Origin of the sequence: Pseudonocardia nantongensis (genome assembly GCF_046546495.1) — a bacterium.
Taxonomy (GTDB): Bacteria; Actinomycetota; Actinomycetes; order Mycobacteriales; family Pseudonocardiaceae; genus Pseudonocardia; species Pseudonocardia nantongensis.
Window position 1 is genome coordinate 80,711 of the sequence record NZ_JBKGXT010000007.1, and the last position, 16,827, is coordinate 97,537.

Below are 16,827 nucleotides of genomic sequence, written 5' to 3' on the forward strand. Positions count from 1 at the left end.
CGGCGTGCCACGGGAGAGCGAGCGCCGCCGTGTCCCGCCCCCGCTGTTGCGTACCCGGATCGGGTCCAAGCGCGGGGCCATGGACCAGCCGAACGTCACCGGGGACGAGGACGTCCCGCTCACCGCCCGGTTCTGGCTGCTGCTGGTGGCGACCGGCGCCGGGGCCGGGGTCCTCGGGTCGCTGCTGATGGCGTTGCTGTTCGCGGTCGCGGAGCTGGCCTACGGTCCCGGTGCGGCGGAGGACTTCCAGGCCGCCGTCGAGCGCACCGACGCGCTGGGGCGGGTGCTGCCGTTGCTGGTCGCGGGCGTCGTCGCGGGGCTCGGCTGGTACCTGCTGCGCAGCCACGTGCCCGGCCGCACCGACGTCGACGATGCGATCTGGACCGGGGACGCCCGGCTCGGCGTCCGGCGCAGTGCCGGGACCTCGGTGCTCTCCGAGATCGTGGTCGGGCTCGGGGCCTCGCTCGGCCGGGAGGCCGCGCCGAAGCTGATGGGCGGGGTGTGCGGCAGCGTGCTCGCCGGGTGGGGCGGGCTGAGCACCGAGCAACGGCGGCTGCTGGTCGCCTGCGGTGCCGGGGCCGGGCTGGCGTGCGTCTACAACGTCCCGCTGGCCGGGGCACTGTTCACCGCGGAGGTGCTGGTCGGGACGCTGCGGCTGCCGGTGGTGCTGCCCGCGCTGGCCTGCTCGGGCGTCGCCACGCTCGTCGCGTGGGTGTACCTGCCACCGCTGCCGATCTACCCGGACCTGCCCGCGTTCGAGCTGTCCGCGCCGCTGCTGGTCTGGGCGCTGCTGGCCGGGCCGCTGCTCGGCGTCGCGGCGACGGCGTTCGTCCGGCTGGTCGGGCTGGTGTCCTGGTCCCAGCCGTCCCGGAGCTGGTGGCGGATCCTCGCACCGCTCGTCGCGTTCGGGGTGCTGGCCGTGCTGGGGCTGGCGTTCCCGCAGCTCTACGGCAACGGCGCCGACATGGCCGAGCAGGCGTTCGCCGGGACCGGGGCACTGCTGCTGTTCGGCGCGCTCGCGCTGCTGAAACCGCTGGTGACGGCGCTGTGCCTGGGCAGCGGCGCGTCCGGCGGGCTGTTCACCCCGGTGCTGAGCACCGGTGCGGTGCTCGGTGCGTTCCTGGGCACGGCCTGGTCGCTGCTGTGGCCAGGCGCGCCGGTCGGCGCCTACGCCCTGGTCGGCGCGGCCGCGTTGATCGGGGCCGGGATGCAGGCGCCGCTGGCCGGGCTGCTCATGGTCCTGGAGCTCACCCACACCGGGTTCGGGATCATGGTCCCGCTGGTGGCCGCGACGTTCCTGGCCACCGCGACGGCCCGGTGGCTGGACGGCTACTCGATCTACTCCGCCCGGCTCGCCGCCCGGCCGGACGCCGAGCAGGCCACCTGACCCACACGCATCACGGCTCCACGACGCGACGGTGCTGGTGGGCGAGCCGGGAGCGGCGGTGTGCGGCCATCCGGACCGGGGCGTCGGCCCAGCCGTGGCCGTCGTGGGTTCCGGTGCGCTGGACCAGGGCCAGGAACAGCCGTCCGCCGAGCAGCTCGGTGCAGACCTGCAGCAGGTCACCGTCGGCGTCGCGTTCGTGCAGCACGCCGAACTCCCGGTACCTGGCCATCGTCGCGGCGGGCAGTTCCAGCCGGGCGGCGAGGTCGTCGTGGTAGTTGGCCGGTATCGGCAGCAGCGGGACGCCGGCGGCGCGCGCGGCGGCCGCGGTGGCGAGGACGTCGTCGGTGGCCAGTGCGACGTACTGCGGGTCCGCGACGGCCGGGCTCCACTCGCCGCGGCGCAGGAGCGACACGGTCAGCGCGAGCCGGACGCGGCGGGCACCGTCGGCCAGGGCGCGGCTGCGGACCAGCCCGAACGGGGCGGCGAACTGGCCGTCGGCGATCGTGTCCAGGCCGAGCACGGACCGGTGGAACAGCACCGCCTCGTCGAACGCGTCGTAGGGCTGGGTGAGCCCGACGTGGTCGATCCCGGTGATCCCGGCGCCGGGGACGGGCGGCTCGTCGACGGCGACGAAGTCGTGCGACCAGACCGGGGCGCCGCCGTCGTCGGCGGTCCGGCAGAAGAACATCGAGGTGCCGTCCGGGGCGGGGATCTCGGCGAGGTCGGCCTCGCCGGGCCCGGTGGTCCGCGGCAGCGGCGGTGCGCACAGCCGGGAGGCGCGCCGGGCCGAGGCGCCCGGGTCGGCCGACTCGACACCGATCGCGGCGACCGCGGTGGGCCCGTCGCCGGCCGCGTTGACCAGCAGCCGGGTGCCGCCCTGCTCGTACCGCTCGACCTGCTTGGTGCGGTGCACGCCGGTGCGGCTGAAGCCGAGGCCGCGCAGCACCGGTCCGAGCTCCGGACCCCCGTGCAGCTCGACGAACGCCGGCCCGGCGAGCTCCGGCGGCGGGACGGCCACCGGATCGGTGCCGACACCGCGGCGGGTCCCCGCCGGAGCGGTGCGCGCGGGCGGCGTGGCCGTGTTCCCGTGCACCGTGCCGGCGGTTCCGAGCGGGGCGACGGGCAGCGCGGTGGCCTCGGCGAGCGCGAGCAGCGAGCGACGGGCGTCGACGGCGGTGCGGAGCGGGTCGGCCTGGCGGAACACGTCGTTGAACACCTCGAGCGACAGCGGGCCGCTGTAGCCCGCCGCCAGGACGGGCGCGAGGAACCCCGGCAGGTCGAAGCCGCCCTGCCCGGGGAACAGCCGGTGGTGGCGGCTCCAGGACAGCACGTCCATCGACAGCTCGCGGGCGTCGGCGAGCTGGACGAAGAACAGCTTGTCGCCCGGGACGTCGGCGATCGGCCCCGGGTCGGAGCCGCGAGCGAGCACGTGGAACGAGTCCAGGCACAGCCCGAGGGCGGGATGGTCGGCGGTGCGTACCGCATCCCACGAGGCGTCCCAGGTGTCCACGTGCCGGCCCCAGGCCAGCGCCTCGTAGGCGATCCGGATCCCGCGCTCCCCGGCGCGCCCGGCGAGGGCGTGCAGCTGCTCGGCGAGCCGGTCGGTGTCGGCGACGGCGTCCGGGGCGACCGAGGAACACATCAGGACGGTGTCGGCGCCGAGCCCGGCCATGACGTCGAAGCCGGCCTCGGCGCGGCGCAGGTTGGCCGCGAACCGGTCCGGGTCCGTCGAGTCGACGTCGCGCAGCGGCTGGTAGAGGTCCACCGAGAGCCCGAGAGCGCGGCAGCGGTCGCCGATCTCGGCGGGGGACAGCGGGTCGGCGATCAGGTCCGGGGCGAAGATCTCGACGCCGTCGAAGCCGGCGGTGGCCGCCGCATCGAGCTTGTCCTCCAGTGTGCCGGACAGGCAGACCGTGGCGACGGACAGCCGGGGGGCCGGCTCAGGCGACACGGCCGTCCTCCTGCTCGGTGGCGATCAGCTCGGCCAGATGGGCCAGCATCCGGTCCGGGTCCGGGGTCCGCCCGGTGAACAGCCGGAACGCCTCGGCGGCCTGGTGCACGGCCATCCGGCCGCCGTCCACGGTGCGGCACCCGGCCTCCCGGGCCGCGCGCAGCAGCGCGGTGTCCAGCGGCCGGTAGACGATCTCGGCGACCCAGGGCAGGTCGGCGAGCAGCCCGGCGTCGCAGGGCAGGCCCGGGTGTTCGGCCATCCCGACCGGGGTGGCGTGCACCAGCCCGTCGGCGCGGGGGAGCAGGCCCGCGAGCGCGGTGCGGGCGTGACCGTCGATCCGGGTGCCGGCCCCGGCGTGCGGCCGCAGCGACGCCGCGAGGGCGGCCGCCCGGGCGGGGTCGATGTCGACGACGTCGAGCTCGCGCACCCCGCACCGGGCCAGCGCGTACCCGGCCGCGGCGCCCGCACCGCCGGCGCCGAGCAGCACCACCCGGCCCGGCGCCGTCCCGGCCAGGCCGTCCGCCAGGCCGTCCCGGAACCCGGTCCAGTCGGTGTTGTGGCCGGTCAGACCGCCGTCCTCGCCGATCACCACGGTGTTGACGGCGCCGATCGCGGCGGCGTCCGGGGAGAGCCGGTCGAGGTGGCCGAGGACGAGCTGCTTGCACGGGTGCGTGATGTTCAGCCCGGCGTAGCCGCGGGTGCGGGCAGCGCCGAGGAGCTCGCCGACGTCGCCGGGCTCGGCGCCGAGCCGGTCGGTGTCCCAGCGCCGGTAGCGCAGCGGGAGACCGAGCGCGTGGGCCTCGCGCTCGTGCAGGGCAGGGGAGAACGACGGGCCGATGCCCGCGCCGATCAGCCCGGTCCGGACGGTGCCGGGCGGGACGTCCTCCCGGTCGACCGGCTCGCGGACGACGGCCGGGGTCTGGCTGCGCTGCACGGGCCCTCCTCGGAGACTGTATGTACCGTACGGTTAGTTGTACCGGACGACGGGTGGTGCTGCCAGCCCTGCGGGTGCCGGTCCTGCGTACAGTCCGCGGCGGCCGGCCCACCCGCACACGCCGGCCGGGACGCACGACGGCGGAGGTGACGGCGATGGCGGCGGTACCGGTGGAGAACGGCCGACAGCGCGACCCCGAGCGGACCCGCGCGGACATCCTGGACGAGGCGACCGCCGAGTTCGCCGAGCGCGGGTTCGCCGGCGCTCGGGTGGACGAGATCGCCGCCCGGACCCGCACCACCAAGCGGATGCTGTACTACTACTTCGGCTCGAAGCAGGGGCTCTACCTGGCCGTCCTCGAGCGGGCGTACGTGGGCATCCGGGCGCTGGAGCAGGACCTGAAGGTTGCGGACCTGAGCCCGGCGCGGGCGGTGCGTGCGGTGGCGGAGTTGACGTTCGACCATCACGAGGCGCACCCGGACTTCATCCGGCTGGTGGCGATCGAGAACGTCCATCACGCGGAGCATCTGCGGACCTCGCCGGTGCTGTCCGGGCTGGCGGGTCCTGCCGTCGACGTGCTCGGCGGCATCCTGGATCGCGGGCGCGACGCGGGTCTGTTCCGGGAGGACGTCGACGCGCTCGACGTGCACATGCTGATCAGCAGCTTCTGTGTGTTCCGGGTGGCGAACCGGTACACCTTCTCCGCGATCTTCGACCGGGACCTGCTGGACCCGGCCCGGCGCGAGCACTACCGGACGATGGTCGGGGACCTCGTCGTGGAGTACCTGACCGCGCACGTCGGCCGGATCTGAACCCCGCGCCGTCAGGGCTTGACAGCGACCAGGCCTCAACTCACCATACGGTACGTAACTAGTTGGTACATAAAGTGCGGCTCGTATGTCCGCGCCGTGCCTGCAACGACGCACACGCCGGGAGTGACCCGTGAGCTCCAGTCCGTCCGACGCCACCGTGGCGCCGACCGCACAGCCGACCAGGGCCGCGCTGGCCGCCTGGACCGGCAGCGCCCTCGAGTACTACGACTTCTTCATCTACGGCACGGCCGCGGCACTGGTGTTCAACCAGGTGTTCTTCCCCGACTCCAGCGCCGTGTCCGGGACCCTGCTGTCGCTGGCCACCTTCGGCGTCGCCTACATCGCCCGCCCGCTCGGCGCGGTCGTGTTCGGGCACATCGGCGACCGGCTGGGCCGGAAGAAGGTCCTGGTCGCGACGCTGGTGATGATGGGCATCGCGACGCTGGCCATCGGCCTGCTGCCGTCCTACGACCAGGTCGGCCCGCTCGCCCCGGTGCTGTTGGTCGTCTGCCGACTGCTGCAGGGGCTCTCGGCCGGTGGTGAGCAGGCCGGGGCGAACTCGATGACACTGGAGCACTCGCCCCAGGACCGGCGGGCGTTCTTCACCAGCTTCACCCTCTCCGGGACCCAGGGTGGTCAGATCCTCGCCACGGCGGTGTTCCTGCCCGTCGCCCTGCTGCCCGAGGACGCGCTGCTGAGCTGGGGCTGGCGGGTGCCGTTCTGGGCCAGCGTGCTGGTGCTGATCGTGGGTTTCCTGATCCGCCGCACGCTGCACGAGACGCCGGTGTTCGCCCGGGAGATCGCCGAGACCACCGCCGCGGACGGTGCGCCGGCGCCGTCGAAGAAGGACCAGCTGCCGGTCGCCGCACTGGTGCGGGGACACTGGCCGAACCTGCTGCGGGTGTGCCTGGCCGCGACCGTCGCATCGGTCAGCACCCTGATGACGGTGTACGCACTGTCGTTCGCCGTGAACACGGTCGGGCTGGAGCGCTCGACCATGCTGTGGGTCGTCGTCGCCGCGAACGTCGTCGCGCTGGCCGCGCTCCCGCTGTTCGCCACCCTGGCCGACCGGATCGGCCGTCGCCCGGTGTTCATCTTCGGCGCGCTGGGCAGCGCGGCGATGCTGGCCGTCTACCTGTGGTCGATCACCACCGGCATGCTGGTGCTCGTCTTCGCTGCCGGCATCCTGCTGTCCGGTGTGGTCTACAGCGCCGCGAACGGGGTGTGGCCGGCGTTCTACGGCGAGATGTTCCCGGCGAAGGTCCGGCTGACCGGCACCGCCGTCGGCACTCAGATCGGGTTCGCGCTGGGCGGGTTCGCGCCGACCATCGCTGCCGCGCTCGCCGGTGATGCCGCCTCGGGCTGGGTCCCGGTCGCCGTCTTCGGCGCGGTGATCTGTCTGCTCGCGGCCGGCTCGGCGTTCAGTGCCCGGGAGACCGCGCATCTGAGCCTGACCGACATCGAGACGGTCCAGGACCACCGGCGGACCTCGGCCGGGGTCTGAGGCTGCGTTCCCGCGCCGCCCGGCGCCGGGACGCGGCGGGTGGGCGCGGCGCGCTCCTGGTCAGCTCGGTACGGACGGTCGTAGCGTGCCGACCATGGCTACTCGATCACTGCGGATCGGCAACGTGTCCGGCTACCTCGGCGACCGGTACACCGCCGTCGACGAGGCGATGGCCGGTGACCCGGTCGACGTCCTCATGGGCGACTACCTCGCCGAGATCACCCTCGCCGCGCTCGCCGCCTCCGCGCGGCGAGGGAAGCCGGGTCATGTCGCCTACGCCCTCGACCAGCTCACCCCGCACCTGCCGGAGATCGCCCGGCGCGGGATCCGGGTCGTCACCAACGCCGGCGGGCTCGACCCGGCGGGAATGGCCGACGAGCTCCGGCGCCGGATCGCCGACGCCGGGGTGCACCTGCGCGTCGCACACGTCGCCGGGGACGGGGTGTTCGAGCGGCTCGCCGACTTCCATGCCGACGGCCACGGGATGGAGCACCTCGACACCGGAGCCCCGCTCAAGGACTGGGGCGTCGAGCCGATCGCGGCCAACGCCTACCTCGGCGGGTTCGGGATCGCCACCGCGCTGGCGGCCGGCGCGGACATCGTGGTGACCGGGCGGGTCACCGACGCCTCGCTCACCGCGGGCCCGGCGGCCTGGTGGCACGGCTGGACCCCGGACGACCACGACGCGCTGGCCGGCGCCGTCACCGCCGGGCACGTGATCGAGTGCGGCGCGCACGCCACCGGCGGGAACTTCTCCGGCTTCCGTGACGTGCCGGGCATGCTGCGCCCCGGCTTCCCGATCGCCGAGATCGCCGCCGACGGCTCCTCGGTCATCACCAAGCACGCCGCGGACGGCGGCACGGTCACTGTCGACACCGTCACCGCGCAGCTGCTCTACGAGATCCAGGGCCCGCGCTACCTCAACCCGGACGCCACCGTGCACCTGGACTCCGTGCAGCTCTCCCAGGAGGGTCCGGACCGGGTCGCGATCGGGCCGGTCACCGGGTCCCCGCCACCGCCGACGGCGAAGGTCGCGGTGTTCGCGCCGATCGGCTACGAGATCTCCACGATGCTGTTCTGCACCGCCCCGGACGTGGCGGGGAAGGTGGAGCTGCTGCGCGCCCAGCTCCGCACGCAGCTGGAGGGCCACGTCGACCAGCTCGACGTCACCCCGCTCGGCGTCGCCGCGGAGGACCCGGCGACCCAGTGGGCGGCCACGGTCCCGATCAGGGTGATCGCCACGGCCCGCGATGCGGAACCACTGCGCCGGTTCGCGCCGGCCGTCGGGTCGCTCTACCTGCAGGGTTTCCCCGGCTTCCACCACGACGGGCACGCCCCGAGGGCCGCCGAGCCGTGGCCGCGGATCGAGTACTGGCCTGCGCTGCTGGACTCGGCGCTGCTCGAGCACCACGCCGTCCTCGACGACGGCACCCGGGTCGAGGCGCCGCGCTCGGCCCGCACCGCGACGCCGGACGAGCTGGCCCAGCCGGTGCACCCGGAACCGGACCTCCCGGTCCCGGACGGCGAGCCGGTCGAGCTCGGCACGCTGACCTTCGCCCGGGCCGGGGACAAGGGCGGCAACGCCAACGTCGGCGTCTGGGCACCGGGTCCCGAGCACTGGGACTGGCTGCGCGCGACGCTGACCACCGCACGGGCCAAGGAACTGCTCCCGGAGGCCGGCGGGGCGATCGTCCGGCACGAGTTCCCGCACCTGCGAGCGGTGCACCTGGTGCTGACCGGGCTGCTCGGCTCCGGCGGCTCGGCGAACCTGCGGGTGGACCAGATCGGCAAGTCGGTGGGGGAGTACCTGCGGGCCAAGCACGTGCCGGGGCCGCGGTGACCGTCGACGGGGCGAGCATCGATGCGGTGAGCATCGACGACACACCGCCGCGATCCGCCGATGGGACGCGGCCGAGCTGGAGGAGGCCGGGGCGGCCGCCGGGATCGTCATGCCGATGGTCCGCAGGCCGGTGGAGTGGCGGGACACCGCACAGCACGCCGCGGTCGCCGGGAGCTCCCCGATCACGCTGCGCCGGATCGGCGACGCCGGGGGAGTACCGGACCGTGCTGGTGCCGCGAGGGTCGAGCCGCCCGGAGTGGCTGCCGCGGCCGTGATCAGGTACCGGATCAGGAATCGGGTTGCCGGGGGTGCGGGTCCACCCGGGGCAGCGGGCGGGTCGCGTCGTCGGTGTCCGGCTCGAGCGGGGCCTGCGGGCGCAGTCGCTCCGTCCGGGCGTCGACGCCGTGCGTGAACGGCCCCGCCTCGGTGGCCGGTGCATCGGGGGAGTGGTCGTCGCCGACCTGATCGACGCCGTCTCCCGGGGCCGCGGCGGCGGTGCCGCCCTCCAGGCGCCGCTCCAGCATCATGATCCCGGCGACGAGCGCCGCGCCCAGGAGCGCCGGGACGAGCATCGCGTACCAGCCCGGGTCGGGGGTGAGGATGCTGCGGGCGTCGTCCTGCCAGGGCCAGAGCGCACGCAGCGCCCCGAGCAGCACCCCCGCCACGACCACCATGAGGGTGCGGCGGTGGTGCTCCAGCAGCCACTGCAGCAGCGAGACGAACATGGCGAGCCCGACGACCGCGCCGAGCCCGAACACCGCGATGTAGGCGAGGTCGAAGTCGCGCACCGCACGCAGCGTCGGCTCGTAGAGGCCGAAGACCAGCAGCAGGAACGAGCCGGAGAACCCGGGGAGGACCAGGGCGCTGATCGCGATCGCGGCGGCGATCGCGATCAGCAGGTACGGCGGGCGTCCGTCGCCTGCGGCCGGGGGCAGGCCGCTGACCAGGAACGTCCCCGCGAACGCGGCGACGACGAGGGTCCACTCCCGCGCCCCGCGCAGCATCCCGGTGATCCGTAGCGGCACCGCGACCGACGCCGCGACCATCCCGAAGAACACCGCCCGCGCCCCGACCGGGTAGCCCTCGATGAGGTCGGGGAGCACCTGCGAGGCCAGCACCACGGCGAGCAGCATGCCCACCACGACCGGCACCAGCAGGCCCCAGTCGAGGCGGCGCAGCTCCTCCCGCGGACGGGCGTCGCCACCGCCGGGCAGCAGCGCACGCACGGCACCCACCAGGTGCCCGGCCTGGGCGATCAGCCGCTCGTAGATGCCGACGACGAGGGCCATCGTCCCGCCGCTGACCCCCGGGATGGTCTCGACGACACCGATCGCGGCCCCGCGGGCGAGATGGATTCCGGACATACGCGACAACACGTCGGCGAACGGTACCGACTGCCCGTTCCGGCCACCCCGGCGGGACGACCGGGGCCACGCTGCGAGTGGTGAACGTACGCAACCACGACCCGGACGTCTGCCGGCCGGACTTCCGGGCACACTGACCGGCGGCGCCGCGCGGGCCGGCCGGGGTGGGCACGGGGTTCGGGGCCCGGGGGACGGGTACCTACCGTGGAACGGTCCGCACCCGTCGAGAGGATCGCATGACCCGACCGCACCGCTCCCGTCCCGGCTCCCGGTCGGGCGGTCCGCCCCGTCGGGGCGGCCCGCGCCGCGACGACGGGCCGCCCCCGTCCGGCATCCGGGGAGACGGTCACGAGCTCGGCTCCCGGCTGCACGGCCTCGACGGCGCGAGCTACGGCGCCTACAAGGGCCTCGCCGGGCGCTGGTCGATGGACGGCGTCGAGCTCGAGATCCGCAAGGTCCAGGCCGACCCGTTCGCGCCGCCGTCCCGGCTGCGGGTGACCGTCCCGCCGGCCACCGCGGACCTGCCCGCCGACCTGTATCGCTCCCCGGTGCGGGCCCGCGCGCTCGGTGGCTTCCTGCTGCGCGCGCTGCGGACCGCCCTGCGTGACACTCCGGTGACCGTCGACGCCGGTGGGCAGGAGGTCCTCGACCGCAGCGCGATCCGGATCGAGCGCAGCGGTGATGCAGCCGGGACTGTGACCGTCGAGCTCGGCGCCCCGTTCCCCGGGCACGGACGCCGGATCGCCGGGCACGCCGCGGCGCGGACCCTGACCGACGACCTGCCCGCCGCCGTGCACGCGGCCCTGACCTGGGAGCGCGCCGACCAGGACGCGGCGAACGAGTTCGTGGACACCGTCGAGGACGCCGGTGCGCTGCGGGACGCGTTGCGCGACAACGGGCTCGTCGCGTTCGTGGCGGACGGCGCCGTGCTCCCGCGAGCGTCCGGTGTGGACGACCGGAGGCTGCGTGACGGCGTGCCGTTCGCGTCGCCGGAGTCGCTGCGGGTGACGCTGCCGGTGCCGCACCGCGGCGAGGTGACCGGGATGGGGGTCCCGGAGGGCGTCACGCTGATCGTCGGCGGCGGGTACCACGGCAAGTCCACGCTGCTGCGTGCCGTGGAGACCGGCGTCTACGACCACGTCCCCGGGGACGGGCGCGAGCTCGTCGTGGCGCGCCCGGACGCCGTCGCCGTCCGGGCCGAGGACGAGCGCTCGGTGCAGCGGGTGGACGTGCGGGCGTTCGTGTCCGGACTGCCGTCGGGCAAGCCGACCGAGGACTTCTCGACCGAGTCGGCGTCCGGGTCGACCTCGCAGGCGGCGTCGACGATCGAGGCGCTCGAGTCCGGCGCGGACGTGCTGCTGATCGACGAGGACACCTCGGCGACGAACGTGATGATCCGCGACGCCCGGATGCGGGAGCTGATCGAGGCCGAGCCGCTGGTGCCGTTCGTGGACCGGGTACGGCCACTGCACCGCGGCCGGGGCGTGTCGACGGTGCTGGTGATGGGCGGCTCCGGCGACTACCTGGACCGGGCCGACACGGTGATCCTGCTGCAGGACTACCAGGTCTCCGACATCACCGCCCGCGCCCGCCAGCTCGCCGGGACGCTGCCCGAGGACGACGACACCCCGTTCCCGGGGTTCGGCCGCCGGGTGTTCGACCCCGCGAGTGTCGACCCCGAGGTGCGCGGGCGGCGGAAGACCACCGCCCGTGGTCGTGGCCGTCTCACCTTCGGCGGCGACGACATCGACCTGTCCGCGGTGTCCCAGCTGGCCGACCCATCGCAGACCACCGGGGTCGGGCTCGCGCTCAACCATCTCGCGCTGGACGGAGTCACCCTCGGCGAGGCTCTGGATCGGTTCGATACCGACGTGGAACGCGGGGGTGCGGCCGCGATCGCGCACGGGTCGCTCGCCGACTTCGCCGTTCCGCGCCGGCACGAGGTCGCCGCGGCGCTGAACCGACTGCGCAGCGCCCGGGTCACGAGCCAGCGGGGGAGCGCTCCGGACTGACCAGTCCCCGGGCGCCCCAGTCCCCGGGCGCCGGACCGGCCGGTCCGGCGCGCCTGGACGGGTGACGTCGGGAACCGGGCAGCCCGCACCGCCGACCACTGCCGGCGGTGCGGGTGTCCGCCCGCGCGCCACCGACGAGGGGAGCCCCCGCGTGCGTCACATCGCCACCTTCTGCGGCAGCTGCAACTGCGGCTGCCCCGAGCTCTACGTCGACGAGGCCGCCGTGCCGGAGAGGCGCATCGTGATCACCGACGACTTCGGGCAGCGGATCCGGATGAGCACCGACCAGTTCGCCGACCTCGTCGCGTCCGCCCGCAACGGCGTCCTGGACCAGCTCCACGACGTCTGACGGCCGGCGGACCGCCGAGCGGCACACCACGGTCGTCCCGCCATGATCGGGAAAGCCTGACGTACCCGTCGCCGCCCGCGGATGGGGGCATGGGAGCCGGCGGGGCGCCTGTCAGGGAGCGGCGGGGGCCAGGGTGGCGGCCAGGGCGATCAGGCGGTCGCGGAGCGGGGCGGCGCGCTCGGCGAAGCCTGCCTGGGCGCGGGCGTAGGCGGCGCGGCCGGCGGGGGTCTCGATCGGCACCGGGGAGAAGCCGTGGTCGGCCAGGTCGTAGGGGCTGGCCCGCATGTCCAGCTCGCGGGTGTCCGCGGCGAGCGCGAAGCAGTCCGCGACGAGCTCCGCCGGCACCGCCGGGACGAGCTTGTAGGCCCACTTGTAGAGATCCATCGTCGCGTGCAGGCAGCCCGGCTGCTCGTGCTCGACCTGCGTCTCCCGGGTGGGCCGCAGCGCGTTGCGCGGCGCGGCGGCGTCGGTGAAGAACCGGTAGGCGTCGTAGTGGCTGCAGCCGATCGGCATCGACTCGACGACGGCGTCGGTGCCGGCGCCGCCCAGCCGCAGCCCGACGGCGTGCCGGGGCCGGTCGGTGCGGTAGACCATCGCCCACTCGTGCAGCCCGAAGCAGCCCAGCCGGGGTGCCCGGGAGCGGGTCGCGTCCAGCAGCCGGTGCACGAACCCGGCCGTGCTGCGCAGCCGGTCCGGGGCCGCGGCCGGGTCGAACCGGACGCCGTCGCCGTCGCGGAGGTAACCGGGCCGGTCCAGGAACGGGGCGAGATCACCGCCGACCAGCCGCACCCCGGGGCCGGGGTCCCAGCGCTCCAGCTGGGCCGGCCGGTGCGGGTAGTACGTGAACAGGAAATCCCACACCGGGTGCTTCTCGCCGCGCCGGCGGCGCTCCCGGTGCGGAGCGGTCCAGGCCCGGACCCGGTCCCGGTGCGCGGCCGCCCGCTCCTGCCAGTCCACCGCGGCGAGGACGCCGGGACCGGCTGCGGTCACGCCGGGGTCCCGGGCGCGTGCGTCGCGTCCCGGACGGTCCCGACGAACGCCTCGGTCACGTCCTCCATCATCACGACGCCGACGGTACGACCCGCGCCGTCGACCGCGCGGGCGAGGTGCGCCCGCGCCCCGCGCAGGATCGACATCGCCTCACCCAGCCGGGCGTCCGTCCCGACCGTGGGCAGGCTGCGGATCCGCTGCGGCGGGATCGACGCGCTGCCGGCGTCGGCGAGGTCGAGCGCGTCCTTGACGTGCAGGTACCCGGTCAGCCGCTCCCCGGCGCCGCGGATCGGGAACCGCGAGTACCCGGTCCGCCCGACGGCGGCGGTGAGCGCGTCCACGGTCGGGCTCCGGTCCAGCGAGACGACGTCGGAGAGCGGGATCACCACCTCGGCGACGGTCGACTCGACCGAGCCGAGGGTGCGCGCGATCCGGGACGACTCCTCGTCGTCGAGCAGGCCCTCGCGGCGCGAGTCGTCGATCATCTCGGACAGCTCGCGGGGGGTGAAGGCGGTCTCCAGCTCGTCCTTCGGCGTGACCCGCAGCAGCCGCAGCGTGGCATTGGCCGCGACGTTGAACAGGTCGATGAAGGGCTTCGCCACCCGGGTCCAGACCAGGAACGCGGGTACCAGCAGGATCGCCGCGCGCTCCGGCCCGGCGATCGAGATGTTCTTCGGGACCATCTCGCCGAGCAGCATGTGCGCGATCACCACGACCACCAGCGACAGCGCGAACGCGATCGGGTGGGTCACCGCCTCCGGGATCCCGAGGGCCGTCAGCGGACCGTCGATCAGGTGCGCGACGGCGGGCTCGCCGAGCCGGCCGAGCAGCAGCGAGGCGATCGTGATGCCGAGCTGCGAGGCGGCGAGCATCCGGGACAGGTCCGCGGAGGCGCCCAGCACCGTCCGTGCCCCGGCCGAGCCGCCCTCGGTCAGCGCCTCCAACCGGTCCTTGCGGGCCGAGATCAGGGCGAACTCGGCGCCCACGAAGAACGCGTTCAGCCCGAGCAGCGCGACCGCGGCCAGCAGCGAGAGCAGGTCGGTACTCACGCGTTCACCTCCTGGCCGGCCAGGACGGCCGCCCGGCCGGATCGGCCCGGCGGGGCGTCCCGGGAGACCCGCAGCTCGGCGACCCGGTTCCGGTCCCGGCTGAGCACGGTCAGCCACCAGCCGTCGACGACGATCTCGTCCCCGACGTCCGGGATCCGGCCGAGCCGGGCCACGACGAGTCCGGCCAGGGTCTCGTAGTCGCCGTGCGGCATCCGGAAGCCGACCGTCTCGATGACCTCGTCCGGGCGCATCAGCCCGGACAGCGCCCACACCCCGGGCCCGAGCATGCGGACCCGGTTCTGCTCGGCGCGGTCGTGCTCGTCGCGGACGTCGCCGACGATCTCCTCGACCAGGTCCTCCATCGTCACCAGGCCGGCGGTGCCGCCGTACTCGTCGACGACGAGGGCGGACTGCAGTCCCGCGGACCGCAGCCGGGTCATCAGCTGGTCACCGTCGAGCGAACCGGGCACGGTCTCGACCGGCCGGGCGAGGTCGCGCACCGGTGTCGACGCCCGGTCAGCGGCCGGCACGTCGAACGCCTGCTTGACGTGCACCAGCCCGAGCGGGACGTCCGGGTCGCCGTCGACGACCGGGAACCGGGAGAACCCGGAGCGGCGGGCCAGCGCGACCAGGTCGGTGACGGTGTCGTCGGCGTCGACGGTCTCCACCCGCACCCGCGGGGTCATCAGGTCGTCGGCGACCCGGTCGGTGAACCGCAGCGAGCGCTCCAGCAGCCGGGCGGTCCCCGGCTCGAGGCTGCCGCTCTCCGCGCTGGAGCGGACCAGCGAGCTCAGCTCGGTGGGGGAGCGGGCCGAGCGCAGCTCCTCGGCGGGCTCGATGCCCAGCCTGCGCACGATCGCGTTCGCGGTGGCGTTCAGGGCGGCGATCAGCCAGCGGAAGGCCGAGGCGAAACCGGCCTGCAGCCACACCACCGACCGCGCGACACCCATCGGGTGGGCGATGGCGAGGTTCTTGGGGACCAGCTCGCCGAAGGTCATCGACACCGCGGTCGCCACCACCAGGGACAGCACGGTCGCGGTACCCGAGGCCAGCCCGCCGGTCAGCCCGAGGGTCTCCAGCACCGGCCGGATCAGCTCGGCGATCGCCGGCTCGGCGATGTAGCCGGTGGCCAGCGTGGTCGCGGTGATGCCCAGCTGGCAGCCGGAGAGCTGGAACGACAGGGTGCCGTGTGCGCGCTGCACCGAGCGGGTGCGGCGGTCGTCGCTGCGGGCGACGGCGGCGTCGATCCGGGTGCGTTCCAGCGCGGTCAGCGAGAACTCGGAGGCCACCGAGATCGCGGTGCCCAGCGTCAGCGCGACGACCGCGAGCAGTCCGAGCAGCGAGAACAGGACGGTCACCGGACGGACTTCTCCTGGATCGGTCGCGTTCGGGCGCACAGTGGCCCGCGGGACGGTGCACGACGATACGCCCGCGGCGCGATCCCGCTCGGCGAGCGTGCCCCGGCCGGATGCGAGCGATGTCACCCGGTACGCGACCGGGTACGGGGGCTAGGTTGGTCAGCCATGACCACGGCGCCGACGCCCCCGTCCCCGCCCCCGGGCCACGATCCGGGGGCACCCGGGTCCGCACTGCCCTCGGTGGCCCGGTGAGCGCCGTCCCGCTGCCGTCGTCGCCGCAGTACGGCGGCCGCAGGCCGTCGGCCCTGGCGAAGGGCAGCGCGTCACCGTTCGTGGACTTCGACCGCCGGTCCTGGTCGCAGCTGGCGTCCTCGACCCGGGTCCCGCTCTCGGCCGAGGAGCTCGAGCAGCTGCGCAGCTTCGGTGACTTCGTCGACCTCGACGAGGTCCGCCAGGTCTACCTGCCGCTGTCGCGGCTGCTGAACCTGCACGTCGAGGAGGGAGGCCGACTCTACCGGGCCTACCGGCGGTTCCTCGGCGGGGCGAACGCGCGAACCCCGTTCGTGATCGGTATCGCCGGGTCGGTGTCGGTCGGGAAGTCGACCACCGCCCGGCTGCTGCGGTTGCTGCTGGCCCGCTCGCCGGAGCACCCGAACGTCGAGCTGGTCACCACCGACGGGTTCCTGTACCCGAACGCCGAGCTGGCGCGCCGCGGTCTGATGGACCGCAAGGGCTTCCCGGAGTCCTACGACCGGCGCAAGCTGTTGCGGTTCGTCTCCGAGATCAAGGGCGGGCGCCCCGAGGTGACCGCGCCGGTCTACTCGCACCTGGTCTACGACATCCTCCCGGACGAGGAGCAGGTCGTCCGGCGACCGGACATCCTGATCATCGAGGGGCTGAACGTGCTGCAGCCCGCCGTGGCCGGGGCGCTGACCGTGTCCGACTTCATCGACTTCTCGGTCTACGTCGACGCCGCCACCGCCGACGTCCGCCGCTGGTACGTGGAGCGGTTCCTGCGGCTGCGCGAGACGGCGTTCCGGGACCCGCAGTCCTACTTCCGGCGCTACGCCGAGCTGGACCACGACTCCGCGGTGGCCCGGGCCGAGACGATCTGGGCGCAGATCAACGCGCCGAACCTGGAGCAGAACATCCTGCCCACCCGGTCCCGGGCCAGCCTGGTGCTGACCAAGGGCGCGGACCACAACGTCACGCGGGTGCGGCTGCGCAAGCTGTGACGATCCTGCCTGTGACACGCGCCGGGCGGCATGGGTGATTCG

Annotated in this window: 13 protein-coding genes; 7 read left to right on the forward strand and 6 right to left on the reverse strand. The window is 74.5% G+C overall.

Translation table 11 applies throughout. The features are described from left to right. Positions 1-4 precede the first annotated feature (4 nt). On the forward strand, positions 5-1,387 hold the full coding sequence (locus tag ACLFMI_RS09520) for a chloride channel protein (RefSeq protein ID WP_410947395.1): 1,383 nt from the start codon (positions 5-7) through the stop codon (positions 1,385-1,387). Positions 1,388-1,397: 10 nt separating this feature from the next. On the opposite strand, the gene ACLFMI_RS09525 is transcribed toward ACLFMI_RS09520, so the two are convergent. Together ACLFMI_RS09525 and ACLFMI_RS09530 are read right to left on the reverse strand one after the other, a co-directional pair. Further along, positions 1,398-3,338 (reverse strand): sugar phosphate isomerase/epimerase and 4-hydroxyphenylpyruvate domain-containing protein, encoded by a 1,941-nt coding sequence (locus tag ACLFMI_RS09525; protein WP_410947396.1) that lies wholly within the window; start codon positions 3,336-3,338, stop codon positions 1,398-1,400. Then, positions 3,328-4,272, reverse strand: a complete 945-nt coding sequence (locus tag ACLFMI_RS09530; protein WP_410947397.1) for a shikimate dehydrogenase — start codon at positions 4,270-4,272, stop codon at positions 3,328-3,330. The genes ACLFMI_RS09525 and ACLFMI_RS09530 overlap by 11 nt, the downstream gene beginning before the upstream one ends. A 155-nt stretch (positions 4,273-4,427) precedes the next feature. Between ACLFMI_RS09530 and ACLFMI_RS09535 the strand changes: the two genes are divergently transcribed. From ACLFMI_RS09535 to ACLFMI_RS09545, 3 genes are all read left to right on the forward strand, one after another. Beyond that, positions 4,428-5,084 carry a TetR/AcrR family transcriptional regulator gene (locus ACLFMI_RS09535; RefSeq protein ID WP_410947398.1) on the forward strand — a complete coding sequence of 219 codons (657 nt, stop codon included), beginning with the start codon at positions 4,428-4,430 and terminating at the stop codon, positions 5,082-5,084. A gap of 130 nt (positions 5,085-5,214) precedes the next feature. Further along, a complete protein-coding gene (locus ACLFMI_RS09540) occupies positions 5,215-6,588 on the forward strand; it encodes an MFS transporter (protein ID WP_410947399.1) in 1,374 nt (457 codons plus the stop codon). A 94-nt stretch (positions 6,589-6,682) separates the two neighbouring features. Beyond that, positions 6,683-8,428 (forward strand): acyclic terpene utilization AtuA family protein, encoded by a 1,746-nt coding sequence (locus tag ACLFMI_RS09545; RefSeq protein WP_410947400.1) that lies wholly within the window; start codon positions 6,683-6,685, stop codon positions 8,426-8,428. 287 nt (positions 8,429-8,715) lie between these two features. On the opposite strand, the gene ACLFMI_RS09550 is transcribed toward ACLFMI_RS09545, so the two are convergent. Further along, the gene (locus ACLFMI_RS09550; protein WP_410947401.1) at positions 8,716-9,804 is read right to left on the reverse strand and encodes a DUF368 domain-containing protein; all 1,089 of its coding nucleotides are present in this window, start codon (positions 9,802-9,804) and stop codon (positions 8,716-8,718) included. 224 nt (positions 9,805-10,028) lie between these two features. On the opposite strand from ACLFMI_RS09550, the gene ACLFMI_RS09555 reads away from it, so the two are divergent. Together ACLFMI_RS09555 and ACLFMI_RS09560 are read left to right on the forward strand one after the other, a co-directional pair. Continuing rightward, a complete protein-coding gene (locus ACLFMI_RS09555; protein ID WP_410947402.1) occupies positions 10,029-11,804 on the forward strand; it encodes a P-loop domain-containing protein in 1,776 nt (591 codons plus the stop codon). 151 nt (positions 11,805-11,955) lie between these two features. Continuing rightward, complete coding sequence (locus ACLFMI_RS09560) at positions 11,956-12,153, forward strand: hypothetical protein (protein WP_410947403.1); 198 nt, start codon at positions 11,956-11,958, stop codon at positions 12,151-12,153. A 111-nt stretch (positions 12,154-12,264) separates the two neighbouring features. Here ACLFMI_RS09560 and ACLFMI_RS09565 read toward each other — a convergent pair whose 3' ends face one another. From ACLFMI_RS09565 to ACLFMI_RS09575, 3 genes are read right to left on the reverse strand one after another with little or no spacing between them, the layout of a single operon-like run. Then, entirely contained in the window at positions 12,265-13,143 is an 879-nt protein-coding gene (locus ACLFMI_RS09565) for a 3-methyladenine DNA glycosylase (protein WP_410947404.1), read from the reverse strand. Then, positions 13,140-14,192, reverse strand: a complete 1,053-nt coding sequence (locus ACLFMI_RS09570) for a hemolysin family protein (protein ID WP_410947405.1) — start codon at positions 14,190-14,192, stop codon at positions 13,140-13,142. Before ACLFMI_RS09570 ends, ACLFMI_RS09565 begins: the two co-directional genes overlap by 4 nt. Further along, complete coding sequence (locus tag ACLFMI_RS09575) at positions 14,189-15,550, reverse strand: hemolysin family protein (protein ID WP_410947406.1); 1,362 nt, start codon at positions 15,548-15,550, stop codon at positions 14,189-14,191. The genes ACLFMI_RS09570 and ACLFMI_RS09575 overlap by 4 nt, the downstream gene beginning before the upstream one ends. A gap of 305 nt (positions 15,551-15,855) precedes the next feature. Between ACLFMI_RS09575 and coaA the strand changes: the two genes are divergently transcribed. Next, positions 15,856-16,785 carry a type I pantothenate kinase gene (gene coaA, locus ACLFMI_RS09580; RefSeq protein WP_410947546.1) on the forward strand — a complete coding sequence of 310 codons (930 nt, stop codon included), beginning with the start codon at positions 15,856-15,858 and terminating at the stop codon, positions 16,783-16,785. The last annotated feature ends 42 nt before the right edge of the window (positions 16,786-16,827 follow it).